The sequence below is a fragment of the Klebsiella sp. AqSCr genome (assembly GCF_008452795.1).
Lineage (GTDB): Bacteria > Pseudomonadota > Gammaproteobacteria > Enterobacterales > Enterobacteriaceae > Klebsiella > Klebsiella pneumoniae.
The window spans coordinates 254,294-273,529 of the sequence record NZ_MJDM01000001.1 but is presented as its reverse complement, the minus strand read 5'-3'; the positions used below and the strand labels follow the sequence as shown (position 1 = coordinate 273,529).

Annotated in this window: 14 protein-coding genes; 7 read left to right on the top strand and 7 right to left on the bottom strand. The window is 56.0% G+C overall.

The window, feature by feature from the left end; all coding sequences use genetic code 11:
- Window positions 1–42 precede the first annotated feature (42 nt).
- A complete protein-coding gene (cueO, locus tag BHE81_RS01265; protein WP_023302301.1) occupies window positions 43–1,641 on the bottom strand; it encodes a multicopper oxidase CueO in 1,599 nt (532 codons plus the stop codon).
- A 145-nt stretch (window positions 1,642–1,786) separates the two neighbouring features.
- Here cueO and BHE81_RS01260 point away from each other — a divergent pair, with 145 nt between their 5' ends.
- The 5 genes from BHE81_RS01260 to speD all read left to right on the top strand — a co-directional run bounded on the left by BHE81_RS01260 (window position 1,787) and on the right by speD (window position 6,308).
- On the top strand, window positions 1,787–2,134 hold the full coding sequence (locus BHE81_RS01260) for a YacC family pilotin-like protein (RefSeq protein ID WP_002888808.1): 348 nt from the start codon (window positions 1,787–1,789) through the stop codon (window positions 2,132–2,134).
- Window positions 2,135–2,380: 246 nt separating this feature from the next.
- A complete protein-coding gene (locus BHE81_RS01255; protein ID WP_149888778.1) occupies window positions 2,381–2,791 on the top strand; it encodes a hypothetical protein in 411 nt (136 codons plus the stop codon).
- 485 nt (window positions 2,792–3,276) lie between these two features.
- Window positions 3,277–4,479 (top strand): FKBP-type peptidyl-prolyl cis-trans isomerase, encoded by a 1,203-nt coding sequence (locus tag BHE81_RS01250; RefSeq protein WP_172622136.1) that lies wholly within the window; start codon window positions 3,277–3,279, stop codon window positions 4,477–4,479.
- Window positions 4,480–4,628: 149 nt separating this feature from the next.
- Window positions 4,629–5,489, top strand: a complete 861-nt coding sequence (gene speE / locus BHE81_RS01245; RefSeq protein WP_110246432.1) for a polyamine aminopropyltransferase — start codon at window positions 4,629–4,631, stop codon at window positions 5,487–5,489.
- Between the two features lie 24 nt (window positions 5,490–5,513).
- Window positions 5,514–6,308 (top strand): adenosylmethionine decarboxylase, encoded by a 795-nt coding sequence (speD, locus tag BHE81_RS01240; RefSeq protein ID WP_002888739.1) that lies wholly within the window; start codon window positions 5,514–5,516, stop codon window positions 6,306–6,308.
- 183 nt (window positions 6,309–6,491) lie between these two features.
- On the opposite strand, the gene yacL is transcribed toward speD, so the two are convergent.
- Window positions 6,492–6,854, bottom strand: a complete 363-nt coding sequence (gene yacL / locus BHE81_RS01235; RefSeq protein ID WP_002888737.1) for a protein YacL — start codon at window positions 6,852–6,854, stop codon at window positions 6,492–6,494.
- A gap of 186 nt (window positions 6,855–7,040) precedes the next feature.
- Window positions 7,041–9,638: a bifunctional aconitate hydratase 2/2-methylisocitrate dehydratase gene (acnB, locus tag BHE81_RS01230; RefSeq protein ID WP_002888735.1), complete on the bottom strand. Its 2,598-nt coding sequence runs from the start codon at window positions 9,636–9,638 to the stop codon at window positions 7,041–7,043.
- Between the two features lie 431 nt (window positions 9,639–10,069).
- Here acnB and BHE81_RS01220 point away from each other — a divergent pair, with 431 nt between their 5' ends.
- Together BHE81_RS01220 and BHE81_RS01215 are read left to right on the top strand one after the other, a co-directional pair.
- A complete protein-coding gene (locus BHE81_RS01220; RefSeq protein ID WP_023302304.1) occupies window positions 10,070–11,677 on the top strand; it encodes a DUF3300 domain-containing protein in 1,608 nt (535 codons plus the stop codon).
- 11 nt (window positions 11,678–11,688) lie between these two features.
- Window positions 11,689–12,495 (top strand): DUF2950 family protein, encoded by an 807-nt coding sequence (locus BHE81_RS01215; RefSeq protein ID WP_002888733.1) that lies wholly within the window; start codon window positions 11,689–11,691, stop codon window positions 12,493–12,495.
- A 45-nt stretch (window positions 12,496–12,540) separates the two neighbouring features.
- Here the strand turns inward: BHE81_RS01215 and BHE81_RS01210 are convergent, their stop codons facing one another.
- From BHE81_RS01210 to aceE, 4 genes are all read right to left on the bottom strand, one after another.
- A complete protein-coding gene (locus BHE81_RS01210) occupies window positions 12,541–12,825 on the bottom strand; it encodes a hypothetical protein (RefSeq protein WP_002888732.1) in 285 nt (94 codons plus the stop codon).
- A gap of 164 nt (window positions 12,826–12,989) precedes the next feature.
- Window positions 12,990–14,414: a dihydrolipoyl dehydrogenase gene (gene lpdA, locus BHE81_RS01205; protein ID WP_002888731.1), complete on the bottom strand. Its 1,425-nt coding sequence runs from the start codon at window positions 14,412–14,414 to the stop codon at window positions 12,990–12,992.
- 206 nt (window positions 14,415–14,620) lie between these two features.
- Window positions 14,621–16,519 carry a pyruvate dehydrogenase complex dihydrolipoyllysine-residue acetyltransferase gene (gene aceF, locus BHE81_RS01200; protein WP_004191990.1) on the bottom strand — a complete coding sequence of 633 codons (1,899 nt, stop codon included), beginning with the start codon at window positions 16,517–16,519 and terminating at the stop codon, window positions 14,621–14,623.
- Window positions 16,520–16,533: 14 nt separating this feature from the next.
- Entirely contained in the window at window positions 16,534–19,197 is a 2,664-nt protein-coding gene (gene aceE, locus BHE81_RS01195; protein ID WP_023302305.1) for a pyruvate dehydrogenase (acetyl-transferring), homodimeric type, read from the bottom strand.
- Between the last annotated feature and the right edge of the window lie 39 nt (window positions 19,198–19,236).

Sequence of the window (19,236 nt, the reverse complement as noted above, 5' to 3'; positions counted from 1 at the left end):
CCGTCCTTCTTCCCGTTGGGGATCGCAGCAGGTCGCAGAGACTTAAACCGTGAACCCCAACATCATCCCGGTGTCTTCATGTTCCAGCAGGTGGCAGTGGGCCATATAGGCAAACTCCTTCGGCGCCGGATGATCAAACTTCACTAATACTTCACTCACGTCCCCTTCCACACGAACGGTGTCTTTCCAGCCGCGACGATGCGCCGCTGGCGGCTTGCCGTTTTCGCTGAGGATACGGAACTGGGTGCCGTGGATATGGAACGGATGCAACATCATGTCGCCCTTACCAGAAATCACCCAGCGCTCATACTGGCCTCTGGCGGCGGCAAACATCGGCTCATTCATGTCGAAGGCTTTGCCGTTGATGCGGTTGGCGTTATGGAAATCAAAGCCCTTGCCTGACGACATGCCATGCTCCATGCCGGATCCGTGGTTCATGCTCATGTCGCCGTGATGCATATTCCCCATGTCGCTCATGTCGCCATGCCCCATCATGCCGTGATCCATTCCGGCCATCGCCTGGTCGCCATACTTCTCCATCAGCGCCTGCATGCCCATCCGGTCGAGCATCGGATCCATCGACAGATGGAGCTGACGCTGCGTCAGCCCCGTCAGGGACGGTAACGCCGGGAGAGCGGCCAGAGTATCCAGCAGCTTGCCGGAGGCGGGAATGACCAGCGGCTGGACGCGCAGTACCGGCTGTGGTTTATCAAAAGGCGCAATCGCCATGCCCATCTGGCTCACCGGCAGGGTCACCAGATCGAAAGGTTTACCGTCGCTGGTGTCCACCAGCACCTCAAAGCGTTCCCCCATCAAGACCGGCAATTCATCGACCTTGACCGGCTCGGCCAACAGACCGCCATCGCTGGCCACTACGTACAGCGGGCGCTTATCGCTGGTGGCAAAATTGAGGGAACGGGCATTACAGCCGTTCAGCAAGCGCAGGCGCAGCCAGCCGCGCGGCGCGGCATGTTCGGGATAGAGGGCCCCATTGGTCAGTAGCGTATCGCCAAACCAGCCGACGGCGGCGCTCATCACATCCAGCTGATAGTCGATCTCGCCGGCGGCGGTGAACTTCTTATCCTGGACGATCACCGGCACATCATCGATTCCCCACTGCTTAGGCAGCAGCAGGCGCCCGCTCTCTTCATCCTCGATCAGCACCAGGCCGGCCAGCCCCATCGCCACCTGCCGGCCGGTGCTCCCATGCTGATGCGGATGAAACCAGCAGGTCGCCGCCCGCTGCGTTGGCGTGAAGCTTACCGTGCGGGTGGCACCCGGCGCGATAACCCCCTGTGGCCCCCCGTCGACCTCGCCCGGTACCTCCAGACCATGCCAGTGCAGCGTGGTCTCTTCCGCCAGCTGGTTAGTAATATCCACCGTGACGGTCTTCCCCTGCGTCAACTGCAGCGCAGGGCCCAGCAGCGACCCGTTGTAGCCCCAGGTAGTGGCATTCAGGGCGCCAAACCGCGTTTTGCCCGCCTGGATCCTGAGCGCGATGCGGTTGCGCGCATCGGCGGCTAACAGCGACGGTATCGGCAGAGCCGGGCGACTGGCGGCAAAGACCGCCCGGCTCCATAACGGCAATGCGCTGGCCATGCCGACCGCGGCGGTCAGTTTGAGGAAGTCTCGACGTTGCATATTCACATCCTTTTATTCTGCGGGCGAATATTTGAGCTTAAACCCTACCGTAACGGGAAGGTCAAGCAGAAGAGTAAGAATAAAGATCGGCGCTGTGTAAAGAAGTATGCTAATTTGAAGCGTCGGTGATCTAATGGTAGAAAAAATGAAGACGCTTTTCAGAACAATGGTACTCGGCAGCCTGCTTGCTCTCTCCGCCAACAGCTACGCGCTCAGCGAATCCGAAGCGGAAGATATGGCTGATTTAACCGCGGTTTTTGTGTTTCTGAAAAACGACTGTGGCTACCAGAACCTGCCCAACACGCAGATCCGTCGCGCGCTGGTGTTCTTTGCCCAACAGAACCAGTGGGACCTGAGCAACTATGACAGCTACAACATGAAAGCGCTTGGCGAAGACAGCTATCGCGATCTTAGCGGCATTAACATTCCGACGGCGAAAAAATGTAAAGCGCTGGCCCGCGATTCGCTCAGCCTGCTGGCTTACGTTAAATAATTCCCTGCGCGGGCGGCAACGCTCCGCGCCTTTAGCATTTCAATTCCCCCTTTAAATATTTATATTTATTATTGTATATAAACAAACCTTATTTAATTACGAACCTATCAATTTGCCAAATAAAGTAAACCCATAATAATGAAGAATGACTAAAAAACTAATAAAATATCATTATTCATATATTGCAAAATAAAAAGCACCCTTCTAGAATCCGGTAAAAATATACCTACTTCATGGACTGAAATTGTGAATATCTCGCTGACTCTTCGTGTTATCCCTCTCGCCGCGCTGTTAGTAGCCGGCTGTAGCAATACCTCTTCCCGCCAGCCGGTTAAACCGATCGCCACGCCGCTGACGACACAGCAGCAGGCAGAGCAGGAGCGGGCGGCCAGCGAACAAGCGCGCATTGAATCCTGTCGCCAGGCGCTGGATTCGCTAAAAGAGGTTAACCCACAGCAAGCCACTAAACTCAACAATGACTTTAACGCTTTAGTGCGCGCGGCGTCACAATACAATAGCGTGCGCGAGAAAGTGGCGGATCCTACCCGGCTTGGCATTGACTCCATGTATCAGTTTAAATCCATCAAACTGTGCGCCGATATCCAGAAAACGCTGATCGATAGCCTGGTACAGCGTGGTGAAAGCAAACAGCCATGAACAGAGCCGCCACGCTGACCCTCAACGCGCCCCTGCTGATGCTCGTCGCTGCGCTGGCGCTTTCAACCCCCTTCACCGCCGGCGCCGCGCCGGCCTTTCTTGATTACGCCCAACAGCAAACCCAGCAATCTCAGGCGCAAGAAAAAAACGATGCCGCAAGCGCAAAACAAACACAAGAAAGCCGCCAGAGCGCAGATAATAAAAAAACCGGTACCAGCACCTCACAATTACAAAAAAGAATCACCAGCCAGCAGGCGGCGATTGCACAAAAAGATAAGCTTATACAGCAATTAAAAAAACAGCTTGCCGCTACGCCGCAAACGGATACTGCCGGAGCGAATGAGCAAGCGGCGTTGAATAAGAGAATTAATGAATTACAGGTCGCCTTAAGCGCCGCTACTGCAGAAAAAGAGGCATTAATAAAAAAAGCAGGCGTTGTGCAGAATAATAATCTACAGCAAAGCCAGGCCGCGGCGCGTCAGCAGATCCAGCAATTAACGACGCAGATTCAGCAAGCCGAAGCTGAAAATAAACGCCTCAGCGCCAGCTTTACCACGCTTAATAAAGATAAACACGCGCTAATGACCCAACTGGCCGCTGCGGAAAAAGAGAAACAGGCCGCTCTTGAGCAGGTCAAAGCGCTTAACGCTGAAAAACAGCCGCTGACGACCCGGCTGGCCGCCGCGGAAAAAGAGAAACAGGCCGTCCTCGAGCAGGTTAAGGCCCTTAACGCCGATAAGCAGTCGCTGACTATTCGCCTCGCCGCTGCGGAAAAGACGCAGCAGGCTGCCCTCGATCAGGTCAAAGCCCTTAACGCCGATAAACAATCTCTGTCCACCCGGCTCGCCGCTGCGGATAAAGTGCCGCATGGCCCCGCTAACGACGCCGCTGCGCCAAAAAATGAGCCACCAGAGATGGCGGCCATAGTGGCAGCCTATCGCCTGCAGGCGGATAAAGACAACGCCCAGCTACGGATGAAAGAAGATGAAATCGAACTGCTGAGAACGCAGCTTTCTGTACAGTCCAAAACGCGCAGCGGCGAGAGCGCCGCTGCCAAACTCAGCGCATCGGGAGAACAGCAGGCTTATGCGATCGGCGCCTCGATGGGAAGCGAGGCGCTCAACGTCCTTACCACCCGTCGCACTCAGGGAGTTACCGTCGACGCAGGCCTGGTGTTGCAGGGCATCGAAGATGCCTTTCGCGGCCAGCTTCGTCTCGGAGAGCAGGAACGTAACAAAGCGCTGTTTGATGTGTCGCAGCAGGTTTATCAGAACCTGAATAAAATAGAGCAGAAAAACATCAGTGCCGGCAAGAAATATCAGCAGGCGTTTGCGCGCAAAAAAGATGTGGTCTTTAAAGAGGGCGTCTACAGCCGCGTCGATTACCCGGGTAAAGGAAAAATAAGCGGTAACGACCTGGTTACCGTGGTGATCAAAGAGATGCTGACGGACGGGACGGTGATCAACGATATGGAAGCGAAAGATCAGGCGCTTACGCAAAAGCTGGATGCCTATCCCCCGGTGTTTCGCGAACCGCTGAAGCGTCTACAGAACCACGGCTCCGTGACGCTCGTCGTCCCGCCTGAAAAGGCCTATGGCAGTAAAGGATTACCGCCAAAAATCCCGCCAGGCGCCACCATGGTTTATTCCGTGCGGATAGTAGATAGCCAACCCGAGCCGGCAAAATAGCCTCATCCTCTCCACCGCCCTTCCGGGGCGGTGGCTGTTATTCCTGCCTCATTGCTGCAATAACCGCCGTGCATCCTCATCTATAGTTGTCTATGATGTTGCACTCGTTTTACGGGTGTAACAGATGTTAACGAAGGAGGAGCCTTATCGTGGCCGATAATCCACTGTGGCATGAAACGCTGCATGACCATTTTGGTCAGTATTTTAGCGTTGATAACGTGCTGTACCACGAAAAAACCGATCATCAGGATCTGATCATCTTTGATAACCGCGCCTTTGGCCGGGTGATGGCGCTGGATGGCGTCGTACAAACCACCGAACGCGACGAGTTCATCTATCACGAAATGATGACCCATGTGCCGCTGCTGGCTCACGGCAACGCGAAGCATGTGTTGATCATTGGCGGCGGCGATGGCGCGATGCTGCGCGAAGTCTCTCGTCACCGTAGCATCGAAACCATCACCATGGTGGAAATCGACGCCGGGGTAGTTTCATTCTGCCGCCAGTACCTGCCGAACCATAACGCCGGCGCCTATGACGATCCGCGCTTTACGCTGGTGATTGATAATGGCGTCAATTTTGTTAAACAGACGACGCAAACGTTTGACGTGATCATTTCGGACTGTACCGACCCTATCGGCCCGGGAGAAAGCCTGTTCACCTCGGCTTTTTATGAAGGCTGCAAACGCTGCCTGAACCCGGGTGGGATCTTTGTTGCCCAGAATGGCGTCTGCTTCCTGCAACAGGATGAAGCGGTAGGCAGCCATCGCAAGCTAAGCCACTATTTTCGCGACGTCAGCTTCTACCAGGCGGCAATTCCAACCTATTACGGCGGGATCATGACCTTTGCCTGGGCGAGCGACAATGAGGCGCTGCGCCATCTCTCCAGCGAAATCATTCAGGCGCGCTTTCACAAAGCCAACCTGACCTGCCGTTACTACAATCCGGCAATCCATACGGCGGCCTTCGCCTTACCACAATATCTGCATGATGCTCTGTCCGCACCGTGACGCGAAATAAGGGGGTGAACTAAATTGAAAAAATTGAAGCTGCACGGCTTTAACAACCTGACCAAAAGCCTGAGTTTTTGTATCTACGATATCTGTTACGCCAAAACGGCAGAAGAGCGCGACGGCTACATCGCCTATATCGACGAACTCTATAATGCCAATCGCCTGACGGAGATCCTGACAGAAACCTGTTCTATTATTGGCGCCAATATCCTGAATATCGCCCGTCAGGATTATGAACCCCAGGGCGCCAGCGTGACCATTCTGGTCAGCGAAGAGCCTGTCGATCCCAAGCTGATTGACCAGACCGAACATCCTGGCCCGCTACCGGAAACCGTGGTCGCCCATCTCGATAAGAGCCATATCTGCGTGCATACCTACCCGGAGAGCCATCCGGAGGGCGGCCTGTGCACCTTCCGCGCCGATATCGAAGTTTCAACGTGCGGCGTCATTTCCCCGCTTAAAGCGCTGAACTATCTGATTCACCAGCTGGAATCGGACATTGTGACCATTGACTACCGTGTGCGCGGCTTTACCCGCGATATCAATGGGATGAAGCATTTTATCGATCATGAAATCAATTCGATTCAGAACTTTATGTCCGACGATATGAAGTCGTTGTATGACATGGTCGACGTCAACGTTTATCAGGAAAATATCTTCCATACCAAAATGTTGCTCAAGGAGTTCGACCTTAAGCACTACATGTTCCATACCCGACCGGAAGAGTTGACTGCCGAAGAGCGCAAGGTCATTACCGACCTGCTATGGAAAGAGATGCGCGAGATTTACTACGGCCGCAATATTCCTGCCGTGTAATCTATGAAATGCCCGGCGGCGCTTTTGCTTGCCGGGCCTGTAGTTCTGCGCCGCCTGGTAGACCGGGTCAGGCGCTAGCCGCCTGGTAGACCGGGTCAGGCGCTAGCCGCTCCCGGGATTTCCCCTGCTCACGCTACACTTTGCAGGGCTACGGTTCTGCGCCACCCGACATAAAAGGGGTCATTAACGCTGCTGCATAAACTCACGATAGGCGGCGACCACCTGCAGGAAATCCTCAACACCGCACAGAGAGAGACTTTCTTCGTCGTAGTAGCTCATCCCCTCCTCGATTTCGTCGCCGGAAAACTCCAGCTGATTGGCGCGGATCATCACCTCTTCGCCATCCAGCCACAGCGTATATTCATGCCCGGCACGCTGCCAGGAACGCTCGCTGCCCTTCACGGTGCGCGCAGCCTGCTCCACTTCGTCCAGCAGAGCAAGATTGCCTTTCACCTCCTCGTTGAACCAGTGGCCGATCGCCTCGTGATCCATCGACATTCGCACCTTTACCACTCCGGTAATATCGCGCAGAAATTCGTAATCCATAGTCTTTTCCTCTGCAAGGGCAATGCGTCACCGCTGCACTGTACCCATGCAGTAATTATCGCAGCAGACAGAAAGAAAAAAAGCGTAGCGGGCGGGAGGTTTGGAAATAAAAATGCCCGCTGATGCAATGTTCACCGGGCATTGGAGAGTTTATCGCCAAACGGTCAGCCGGGCTGACCGAATGGTTTACACCGCGGTCTGGAAGATCACGCCGTCAGCTTTTTCAGTGTACTGATCCAGCTGGTTGAAGTTCAGATAACGGTAGGTATCTTCCGCCGTCTTATCCACCTGCGCCACGAAGGTCTGGTACTCTTCCGGCGTCGGCAGTTTGCCGAGCAGCGAAGCCACCGCTGCCAGTTCGGCAGAGGCCAGATAGACGTTAGCGCCGGTACCTAAACGGTTCGGGAAGTTACGGGTAGAGGTGGAAACCACCGTCGCGCCGTCGGCCACGCGCGCCTGGTTACCCATACACAGAGAACAGCCAGGGATTTCGATACGCGCCCCGCTCTTACCAAACACGCTATAGTAGCCTTCTTCGGTCAGCTGCGCGGCATCCATACGGGTTGGCGGCGCCACCCACAGGCGAGTCGGCAGTTGGCCTTTGTGGCTGTCCAGCAGCTTACCGGCGGCACGGAAGTGGCCGATGTTGGTCATGCAGGAGCCGATGAACACTTCGTCGATCTTCTCGCCCTGCACATCAGACAGCAGGCGGGCATCGTCCGGATCGTTCGGCGCGCACAGAATCGGCTCTTTAATATCCGCCAGATCGATGTCGATCACTGCCGCGTATTCCGCGTCAGCATCGGCTTCCAGCAGCTGCGGATCCGCCAGCCATTTTTCCATGCCCTGGATACGACGCTCCAGGGTACGGCGGTCGCCGTAGCCTTCGGCGATCATCCACTTCAGCAGAACGATGTTGGAGTTCAGATACTCAACGATCGGCTCTTTATTCAGCTTGATGGTGCAGCCGGCGGCAGAACGCTCCGCCGAGGCATCGGTCAACTCGAACGCCTGCTCGACTTTCAGATCCGGCAGACCTTCGATCTCGAGGATGCGACCAGAGAAGATGTTTTTCTTACCTTTCTTCTCCACGGTCAGCAGGCCCTGCTTGATGGCGTACAGCGGGATGGCGTGGACCAGGTCACGCAGGGTGATCCCCGGCTGCATTTTACCTTTGAAACGCACCAGCACCGATTCCGGCATATCCAGCGGCATCACGCCGGTCGCGGCGGCGAAGGCCACCAGACCAGAGCCTGCCGGGAAGGAGATGCCGATTGGGAAACGGGTGTGGGAGTCACCGCCGGTACCCACGGTATCCGGCAGCAGCATGCGGTTCAGCCAGGAGTGAATCACGCCATCGCCCGGACGCAGAGAAACACCGCCGCGGTTCATGATGAAGTCCGGCAGAGTGTGGTGCGTGGTAACGTCAACCGGCTTCGGGTAGGCCGCGGTGTGGCAGAAGGACTGCATCACCAGGTCTGCAGAGAAGCCCAGGCACGCCAGGTCTTTCAGCTCATCACGGGTCATTGGACCGGTGGTGTCCTGAGAACCGACGGAGGTCATTTTCGGTTCGCAATAAGCGCCCGGACGGATACCGGCAACGCCGCAGGCGCGGCCAACCATTTTCTGCGCCAGCGAGAAGCCGCGGGTGCTTTCCGCCACGTCTTTCGCCTGACGGAAGACATCGCTGTGCGGCAGGCCCAGCGCTTCACGCGCTTTGGTGGTCAGACCGCGACCGATGATCAGCGGAATACGGCCGCCGGCGCGCACTTCGTCGATCAGCACATCGGTTTTCAGCTCGAAGCTGGCCAGCAGTTCGTTGGTCTCGTGGTTACGCACTTCGCCTTTGAACGGGTAAACGTCGATTACGTCGCCCATGTTCAGGTTAGACACATCAACTTCGATAGGCAGCGCGCCCGCATCTTCCATGGTGTTGAAGAAAATTGGCGCGATTTTACCGCCCAGACACAGGCCGCCGCCGCGCTTGTTCGGCACGTTCGGGATATCGTCGCCCATAAACCACAGCACCGAGTTGGTGGCGGATTTACGTGAAGAACCGGTCCCGACCACGTCGCCGACGTAGGCCAGCGGGTAGCCTTTCTGCTGCAGGGCTTCGATCTGTTTGATTGGGCCAACCACGCCCGGCTGATCCGGCTCAATGCCTTCGCGGGGGTTTTTGAGCATTGCCAGCGCATGCAGCGGGATATCCGGGCGCGACCACGCATCCGGCGCCGGAGAGAGATCATCGGTGTTCGTTTCGCCGGTGACCTTGAAGACGGTAACAGTGATTTTCTCTGCCAGCTGCGGACGGTTCAGGAACCACTCGGCGTCAGCCCAGGATTGCATAACCTGTTTAGCATGCTCGTTACCCGCTTTGGCTTTCTCTTCCACGTCGTAGAAGTTATCGAACATCAGCAGGGTATGGGAGAGCGCTTTCGCGGCAATCGGCGCCAGTTTCGCGTCGTCCAGCGCATCGATCAGCGGATGGATATTGTAACCGCCCTGCATGGTGCCCAGCAGTTCAACGGCTTTTTCAGGGGTAACCAGGGGGGAGGTCGCTTCGCCTTTGGCGATCGCGGCAAGGAATCCAGCTTTAACATAGGCGGCTTCGTCGACGCCCGGCGGTACACGGTTAATCAGCAGGTCTAACAGGAATTCTTCTTCGCCCGCAGGCGGGTTTTTCAGCAGTTCTACCAGCGCGGCCATTTGGGTTGCATCTAAGGGTTTGGCAACAATCCCCATGGCGGCACGCTCAGCTACGTGCTTACGGTATTCTTCTAGCACGACGGTTCTCCTCGCTCTCATTGTCATAATGCGGCCTACACGTCTTCAATCAATCTGCCTCTGTCCTGGCTTAGCTTGCCGCGTGACGCATCTTGAAGGATTTAGTGGCTGGGCGATTTTCTTCACGCTCCTGTGAGACAGCAGTTTGTAGGGTAAATGCCCGATACCGCGTCGGCAGCATAGCAGGATTTTTGAAAGGTGTTAATCTGTTTACAAAAAAGCAACATTAAAATTTAGCTGAATCGTTAAGGGCAGGATATTGCAGGCTTTCTGTTCAAATCCCGCGACAAAAATTCCTTTCCGCGTACAACGCCACGGGCCGATCCCAACAATAATCAATAAAAAGCCATACCGCTTACTTATACTCAGCAAACGCGCCGTTTTCGCAGATACTTTAGCGAGATGGGTTACTTTTTGGGTCAGGAGTTTCCATGTCACTGCCGTTCAAACCCCATATTATCGCCCTGCTCTGTAGCGCTGGCTTACTCGCGGCGGCAGGAACACTCTATGTACAAAGCCGAACCCCAGCGACGATCGCTGAACCGCCTGCGCAGCAAGCGCCAGCGCCCGCAGCGTCGACGACACAGCCGGTGGCCGCCACTTACACCCAGGCGCAAATTGATCAGTGGGTCGCCCCTATCGCGCTCTACCCGGACAGTCTGCTGTCGCAGGTGTTGATGGCCTCCACTTATCCCGACAACGTCCTGCAGGCGGTCCAGTGGTCCCAGGATAACCCCGCGATGAAAGGGGATGCGGCCGTGCAGGCGGTTGCCAGCCAGCCGTGGGACCCTAGCGTCAAATCTCTTGTCGCTTTCCCTGCCCTGCTGGCGATGATGGGCGAGAATCCGCCCTGGGTGGAAAATCTTGGCAATGCGTTTTTGGCCCAGCCGCATGATGTGATGGATTCAGTGCAGCGCCTGCGCGCCATTGCCCAACAAACCGGGACGCTGAAATCCACACCGCAGCAGAAAGTGATTGTCACCCCTGCCGCACTGGTTTCAGCCAGCAGCAGCACGGCAGCAACCGCAACCGCCCACACAGCGGCGCCTGCGCCCACGCAGGTCATTAAAATAGAGCCGACCAATCCACAGGTGGTCTATGTTCCCAGCTATAACCCCTCCACCGTCTATGGTACCTGGCCGAACAGCGCCTATCCGCCGGTCTATCTGCCGCCCCCTCCCGGGGAGCAGTTTACCGATAGCTTCGTCAAAGGCTTCGGGTACAGCCTCGGCGTGGCCACCACCTGGGCGCTGTTCAGCAGTATCGACTGGGATGATGATGACCATCACCATCACGATGACGACTACCGCCACGGCGATTACTCGCATAATGGCGATAACATCAATATTAATGTAAATAATTTCAATCATATAACAGGAGAAAACCTGCCGGGAAACCACGTTAACTGGCAGCACAATCCTGCCTATCGCGGACACACACCGTATCCCGATAATACGGTAGCTCAGCGCTTCCATCAGACCAACGTTTCCGGCGGACTGAGCGCGACCCAACATGCGCCAGTCGATCGCGAAGCGCAGCGCCGGGCAGCGATGACCCAGCTGCAGCATAACGTACCGACGGCCACAGCGGGCAATCTGGCGGCAAACAACGCCTCACGCGACGCCCAGCGTCAGGCGGCCTCGGCGCAGCTGAAGCAAGCCACCCAACGCAGTAATTACCGCGGTTACGACAGCACGCCGACCCAACAGCAGCGTCGCGAGGCGGCAAAAACGCAGCTGAAAACCCCCACGCCGCAGCAACAGCAGCGTCGAGAAGCCGCCAGGAGCCACGAGCAGAACCGCACACCTCAGCAGCAGCAGCGCCGGCAGCAGTTCCAGTCCGCCACGCCAGCCCAGCGTCAGCAGACGCTCAGCCATCTGCGCGCCAACGCCCTTAGCGGCAACGAAAGCCGCGCCCCCTCCTGGCAAGCGCAGCAGGAACGAGGACTGCAGAGCCGCCAGTTATCCGGCGTAAACCGCGAGTTACGCGAGGGCGCCAGAGAACGTCTTTCCGAACACCATGAACTGCGTCGCCGCTAAGGATGAGCAGAATGAGAAACCCATTATCCGTTGCCCTGTTTACGTTAATGCTGTCGCCGCTTGCCGCCTTCGCCCAACAGCAGTTTGCCACGCCGGAACAGGCCGCAACTGCGCTGGCCGAAGCGATCAGCCAGCCTAATGAAGCCGCGCTGAGCGAAGTACTCGGCGATAACTGGCAGCAGTTTTTACCCACGGACGGGATCGACCCTGCCGCCGTCGATCGCTTTCAACGCGACTGGCAGGTGAAACATGTCATCATCCAGCAGGGTGACAAAGCCTGGCTCGATGTCGGTAGCGAGGCATGGCGTCTGCCCGTGCCTATCGTAAAAGCGTCTGAGGGATGGCGCTTTGATATGGCCGCTGGCGAAGAGGAGATCCTCACCCGCGCCATCGGCCGCAATGAGCTGTCGGCGATCGCCGCCATGCATGCCTATGTTGATGCCCAGCAGGATTATTATCATCTGAACCACCGCTGGGCGCAGAAAATCATCAGTAGCGAAGGCAAAAAAGATGGCTTGTACTGGCCAACTTCGCCGGGCGAAGCGCCAAGCCCGCTCGGTCCGGCCTTTAGCCCGACGGTGCCCGGTAGCGGCTACCATGGCTATCGCTTTCGAATTATCGCCGGTCGCGATGACCAGAGCGTCGCCTTGCTGGCCTGGCCGATAGCCTGGGGTGAAACCGGCGTGATGAGCTTTATGATCGATCAGCAGGATAGGGTCTATCAGGCCAATCTCGGTGAAGAGAGCGCCGCAAAGGCACAGGAGATAACGCGTTTTACCCCCGACGCTGACGCCGGCTGGCAAGTGGCAGAACCTTAAAAAAAACGCCCGGTTGCACTCACGCAACCGGGCGTTTTCATTCACTTAGCCCTGGTGAGGCATCAGAGAAGGATCGCCGGCAAAGGCTGGTTTTGTGCTGGATAATGCCGCTTCGTCAGCGCTGATGCTACCGGAATTCGCCGCCCATACCCCTTCATTGGTCTTCGTCACCTGCTGATGCTGGGCATTCAGATCCTGGCCCATCGCCGCAATGTGGGTCGTTTCCGTACCGCCGCTGTTGTCCGCCCAGGGAATGTTGGCGTCAGCGGCGCAAGCCACACCGGTAAAAAACGTTGCAGCGACCAGCGCTGTGGTTAAAAAGCGTTTCATCTCACACCTCATCGATATCATTAACTACCTATAAGTTTACTGAGTGACTATTTTCAAAGTATGTATGAGGTGTAGCGGTTTATGAACAGTGACATAGTTCTAAACATCAGGCATAAAAAAAGCGGCTCCCGGAGCCGCTTATGCTTTTTTCCTGAAAGAAAAAGTTACTTTTTCTTCGCTTTGGCGTTTGGCAGGTCGGTGATGCTGCCTTCGAACACTTCCGCCGCCAGGCCAACGGACTCGTGCAGAGTCGGGTGAGCGTGGATGGTCAGGGCGATGTCTTCAGCGTCACAGCCCATCTCGATAGCCAGGCCGATCTCACCCAGCAGCTCGCCGCCGTTGGTGCCGACAATCGCGCCGCCGATAACACGGTGGGTCTCTTTGTCGAAGATCAGTTTGGTCATACCATCTGCGCAGTCAGAAGCGATAGCACGGCCGGAAGCAGCCCACGGGAAGGTGGCGGTTTCGTAGCTGATGCCTTTCTCTTTCGCTTCTTTCTCGGTCAGACCGACCCATGCCACTTCTGGTTCAGTGTAGGCGATGGATGGGATCACTTTCGGATCGAAGTAGTGTTTCAGACCGGAGATAACTTCTGCGGCAACGTGGCCTTCATGGACACCTTTGTGCGCCAGCATCGGCTGGCCGACGATATCGCCGATAGCAAAGATGTGCGGCACGTTGGTGCGCATTTGTTTGTCAACGCGGATGAAGCCGCGATCGTCAACTTCCACGCCCGCTTTACCTGCATCGAGGTTTTTACCATTCGGTACGCGGCCGATAGCGACCAGCACTGCGTCGTAACGCTGCGCTTCCGCCGGTGCTTTTTTACCTTCCATGGAAACGTAAATACCGTCTTCTTTCGCTTCAACGGCAGTCACTTTGGTTTCCAGCATCAGGTTAAATTTCTTGCTGATGCGTTTGGTGAAGACTTTCACCACGTCTTTGTCGGCAGCCGGGATAACCTGGTCGAACATTTCCACCACGTCAATCTCTGAACCCAGCGCATGGTATACGGTACCCATTTCCAGACCGATGATACCGCCGCCCATCACCAGCATGCGTTTCGGTACAGATTTCAGTTCCAGCGCGTCGGTGGAGTCCCATACGCGCGGATCTTCATGCGGGATAAACGGCAGCTGAATCGGACGGGAACCCGCCGCGATGATAGCGTTGTCGAAGTTGATCACGGTTTTGCCGTTTTCGCCTTCCACTTCCAGGGTGTTAGCGCCGGTAAATTTACCCAGACCGTTAACCACCTTCACTTTACGACCTTTGGCCATACCAGCCAGACCACCGGTCAGCTGAGTGATGACTTTTTCTTTCCAGGTGCGGATCTTGTCAATGTCAGTTTTCGGTTCGCCGAAAACGATGCCGTGTTCGGCCAGCGCTTTCGCTTCTTCGATAACTTTTGCCACGTGCAGCAGCGCTTTGGAAGGGATACAACCCACGTTCAGACAAACACCACCGAGGGTGCTGTAACGTTCTACGATGACGGTTTCCAGACCTAAATCAGCGCAACGGAAGGCTGCAGAGTAACCTGCGGGGCCTGCCCCAAGTACCACGACCTGAGTTTTGATTTCAGTACTCATCATGACCTCTGTAATTTATATCCGGCGGGTCTGACGCTATTATTCTTACGCCCAAGTCCACCGGGACGTTCTATCCGCGTGTATTTTACAAAATTGTTAACAATTTTTAAACAACAAACGGCAAACGATTTTGTCCTTTGTTGCTGATAATCCCCAACAGCCTGAGGTTATCAGAAAAAAGCCGGCCGTCAGGCCGGCTTTTTCGATTACATCACCAGGCGGCGAATGTCGCTCAGGGTGTTGTTAATGATGGTAATGAAGCGGGCACCATCAGCACCGTCGATGACGCGGTGGTCGAAGGACAGAGAGATTGGCAGCATCAGGCGCGGCACAAACTCTTTACCATTCCATACCGGCTCCATCGCGGACTTAGACACGCCGAGGATGGCCACTTCCGGCGCGTTAACAATCGGCGCGAAGTGGGTGGTACCCAGGCCGCCGATGCTGGAGATGGTGAAGCAACCGCCCTGCATTTCGCCAGCCGTCAGTTTGCCATCGCGCGCTTTCTTCGAGATGGTGGTCAATTCACGAGACAGCTCGGTGATGCTCTTCTTGTTCACGTCTTTGAAGACCGGAACCACCAGACCGTTCGGGGTATCCACCGCCACACCGATGTTGATGTATTTCTTCAACGTCAGGCGCTGACCATCTTCGGAGAGCGAGCTGTTGAAGCGCGGCATCTGCTCAAGCGCAGCGGCAACCGCTTTCATGATGAAGACCACTGGAGTGAATTTCACGTCCAGTTTGCGCTTCTCAGCTTCGGCATTCTGCTGCTTGCGGAACGCTTCCAGATCGGTGATATCGGTTTTGTCGAAGTGGGTAACGTGCGGGATCATCACCCAGTTACGGCTCAGGTTGGCGCCAGAGATTTTCTGGATACGACCCAGCTCCACTTCTTCGACTTCGCCAAACTTGCTGAAGTCAACCTTCGGCCACGGCAGCATGCCCGGGATACCGCCGCCTGCGGCAGCCGCCGGTGCGGATTCAGCGCGTTTAACCGCGTCTTTCACGTAGGCCTGAACGTCTTCGCGCAGGATACGACCTTTACGGCCGGTGCCTTTCACTTTCGCCAGGTTAACACCGAACTCGCGCGCCAGGCGGCGAATCAGCGGGGTCGCGTGAACGTAGGCATCGTTTTCAGCGAATTCGCTTTTACCTTCTGTTTTCGCAGCCGGCGCAGCGGCAGGCTTAGCGGCCTGAGCCGGGGCAGCAGCTGGTGCCGGGGCAGCAGCCTGAGCCGGAGCGGCGGCAGGCGCAGCGCCTTCCACTTCGAAGACCATGATCAGGGAACCGGTTTTGACTTTATCGCCGGTGCTGATTTTGATCTCTTTAACGGTACCCGCGAACGGCGCCGGAACTTCCATAGAGGCTTTGTCGCCCTCTACGGTGATCAGGGACTGTTCCGCCGCGACTTTATCGCCGACTTTAACCATCACTTCGGTGACTTCAACTTCGTCGCCGCCGATGTCCGGGACGTTAACATCTTTCACGCCTGCTGCGGCAGCCGGAGCCGCAGCAGCCGGCGCGGCAGCCTGTGCCGGAGCGGCTGCAGGCGCAGCGCCCGCCACTTCGAAGATCATAATCAGGGAGCCGGTGGAAACTTTATCGCCGGTATTGATTTTGATCTCTTTGACGGTACCGGCGAACGGCGCCGGAACTTCCATAGAGGCTTTATCGCCTTCTACGGTGATCAGGGATTGCTCAGCGGCGATGGTGTCGCCCACTTTAACCATGATCTCGGTGACTTCGACTTCATCGCCGCCGATATCCGGGACGTGAACTTCTTTCGCTGCCGCGGCAGCCGCTGGAGCAGCGGCGGCCGGAGCGGCTTCTTTCTTCTCTTCCTGCGCAGGTGCAGCGGCGGCTGCACCTTCGGCGGAATCGAAAATCATAATCAGTTTGCCAGTCTCGGTTTTGTCGCCGACGGAGACTTTAATCTCTTTCACGACGCCAGCCTGCGGAGACGGGACTTCCATAGAGGCTTTGTCGCCTTCTACGGTGATCAGCGACTGTTCAGCTTCTACTTTGTCGCCAACTTTGACCAGGATCTCGGTGATTTCAACTTCATCAGCCCCGATGTCCGGTACTTTGATTTCGATAGCCATTATTCTTTTACCTCTTACGCCAGACGCGGGTTAACTTTTTCTGCATCGATGTCGAATTTCGCGATAGCGTCAGCCACCACTTTCTTATCGATTTCACCACGTTTAGCCAGTTCGCCCAGCGCTGCTACGACCACATAGGAAGCATCGACTTCGAAGTGGTGACGCAGGTTTTCACGGCTGTCGGAACGACCGAAGCCATCGGTACCCAGTACGCGGTAATCATCAGCCGGTACGTAAGTACGAACCTGCTCAGCGAACAGTTTCATATAGTCAGTGGATGCCACTGCCGGAGCGTCGTTCATTACCTGAGCGATATACGGCACGCGCGGGGTTTCCAGCGGGTGCAGCATGTTCCAGCGTTCGCAATCCTGGCCATCACGCGCCAGTTCGGTGAAGGAGGTAACGCTATACACGTCGGAACCCACGCCGTAGTCTTTCGCCAGGATCTGCGCTGCTTCACGCACGTGACGCAGGATAGAACCGGAGCCCAGCAGCTGAACTTTACCTTTGCTACCTTCGATGGTTTCGAGTTTGTAGATACCTTTACGGATACCTTCCTCGGCGCCTTCCGGCATGGCCGGCATGTGGTAGTTTTCGTTCAGCGTAGTGATGTAGTAGTAAATGTTCTCTTGCGCTTCGCCGTACATACGGACCAGACCATCATGCATGATGACAGCCACTTCATAGGCGTACGCCGGGTCGTAAGAGATACAGTTCGGGATAGTCAGCGACTGAATGTGGCTGTGACCATCTTCGTGCTGCAGACCTTCGCCGTTCAGGGTAGTACGACCGGAAGTCCCGCCAATCAGGAAGCCGCGAGCCTGCTGATCGCCAGCCGCCCAGCACAGATCGCCGATACGCTGGAAGCCGAACATCGAGTAGTAGATGTAGAACGGGATCATCGGCAGGTTGTTGGTGCTGTAAGAGGTCGCAGCAGCCAACCAGGATGCGCCTGCGCCCAGCTCGTTGATCCCTTCCTGCAGAATCTGGCCTTTCTCGTCTTCTTTGTAGTAAGCAACCTGCTCACGGTCCTGCGGGGTATACTGCTGGCCGTTCGGGCTGTAAATACCGATCTGACGGAACAGACCTTCCATACCGAAGGTACGCGCTTCGTCGGCGATGATCGGCACCAGACGATCTTTGATCGACTTGTTCTTCAGCATCACGTTCAGGGCGCGAACGAAAGCGATAGTGGTAGAGATTTCTTTGTTTTGCTCTTCCAGCAGCGCGCTGAAGTCGGCCAGGGTCGGCAGCTCGAGTTTCTCAGTGAACTTCGGCTGACGAGTCGGCAGATAGCCGTTCAGCTTCTGACGCTGAGCGTGCAGGTAAGTGTGCTCTTCGGAACCTTCCGGGAAGGTTACGTACGGCAGTTTTTCGAGATCGGCATCCGCCACCGGCACATTGAAACGATCGCGGACGTAGCGAACACCGTCCATGTTCATTTTCTTAACCTGGTGCGCGATGTTCTTACCTTCAGCGGTATCGCCCATACCATAACCTTTAATGGTATGCGCCAGGATCACGGTCGGCTGACCTTTGGTCTCCTGCGCTTTCTTCAATGCAGCGTAGACTTTCTTCGGATCGTGACCACCGCGGTTCAGAGCCCAGATCTGCTCGTCAGTCCAGTCAGCGACCAGGGCAGCGGTTTCCGGATATTTGCCGAAGAAGTGCTCACGAACGTAAGCGCCGTCTTTGGATTTGAAGGTCTGGTAGTCGCCGTCAACGGTTTCGTTCATCAGCTGAATCAGCTTACCGCTGGTGTCTTTACGCAGCAGCTCATCCCAACGGCCGCCCCAGATAACCTTGATAACGTTCCAGCCAGCACCACCGAAGATGCCTTCCAGTTCGTTAATGATTTTGCCGTTACCGGTGACCGGGCCGTCCAGACGCTGCAGGTTGCAGTTGATGACGAAGACCAGGTTGTCCAGTTTTTCACGGGTGGCGATGGTGATAGCGCCTTTTGATTCCGGCTCATCCATCTCGCCGTCGCCCAGGAAGGCGTAAACGGTTTGTTCGGAGGTGTCTTTCAGACCGCGGTGTTCCAGATATTTCAGGAATTTGGCCTGATAGATAGCGCCCAACGGCCCCAGACCCATGGATACGGTCGGGAACTGCCAGAATTCCGGCATCAGTTTCGGGTGCGGATAAGAGGACAGACCCTTGCCGTGAACTTCCTGGCGGAAGTTGTCCATCTGCTCTTCGGTCAGACGGCCTTCCAGGAACGCACGTGCATATACGCCCGGAGAGATGTGACCCTGGAAGTACACCAGATCGCCGCCATCTTTCTCAGTGCGCGCACGGAAGAAGTGGTTGAAGCAGACTTCGTAGAAGGTCGCGGAAGACTGATAGGACGCCATGTGGCCGCCCAGTTCGAGATCTTTTTTCGACGCGCGCAGAACGGTCATGATGGCGTTCCAGCGAATCGCAGAACGAATGCGACGTTCCAGATCCAGATTGCCCGGGTATTCCGGCTCATCTTCAACGGCAATAGTGTTGACGTAGTTGCCGGCGGAAGCGCCTGCAGCAACCTTCACTCCGCCTTTACGGGCTTCAGAAAGGAGTTGGTCAATCAGATACTGAGCGCGCTCAACACCTTCTTCACGGATGACCGATTCGATCGCCTGTAGCCAGTCGCGAGTTTCGATCGGATCCACGTCATTGTGTAAACGTTCTGACATGGGGGTATTCCTTATCTATCTAATCGTTGATTAATCTGG

Excerpts from the sequence above, each read along its gene's own strand:
- cueO (WP_023302301.1), bottom strand. The coding sequence starts at position 1,641 with ATGCAACGTCGAGACTTCCTCAAACTGACCGCCGCGGTCGGCATGGCC.
- BHE81_RS01260 (WP_002888808.1), top strand. The coding sequence starts at position 1,787 with ATGAAGACGCTTTTCAGAACAATGGTACTCGGCAGCCTGCTTGCTCTC.
- yacL (WP_002888737.1), bottom strand. The coding sequence starts at position 6,854 with ATGGATTACGAATTTCTGCGCGATATTACCGGAGTGGTAAAGGTGCGA.
- BHE81_RS01220 (WP_023302304.1), top strand. The coding sequence starts at position 10,070 with ATGTCACTGCCGTTCAAACCCCATATTATCGCCCTGCTCTGTAGCGCT.
- BHE81_RS01215 (WP_002888733.1), top strand. The coding sequence starts at position 11,689 with ATGAGAAACCCATTATCCGTTGCCCTGTTTACGTTAATGCTGTCGCCG.
- BHE81_RS01210 (WP_002888732.1), bottom strand. The coding sequence starts at position 12,825 with ATGAAACGCTTTTTAACCACAGCGCTGGTCGCTGCAACGTTTTTTACC.
- lpdA (WP_002888731.1), bottom strand. The coding sequence starts at position 14,414 with ATGAGTACTGAAATCAAAACTCAGGTCGTGGTACTTGGGGCAGGCCCC.
- aceF (WP_004191990.1), bottom strand. The coding sequence starts at position 16,519 with ATGGCTATCGAAATCAAAGTACCGGACATCGGGGCTGATGAAGTTGAA.
- aceE (WP_023302305.1), bottom strand. The coding sequence starts at position 19,197 with ATGTCAGAACGTTTACACAATGACGTGGATCCGATCGAAACTCGCGAC.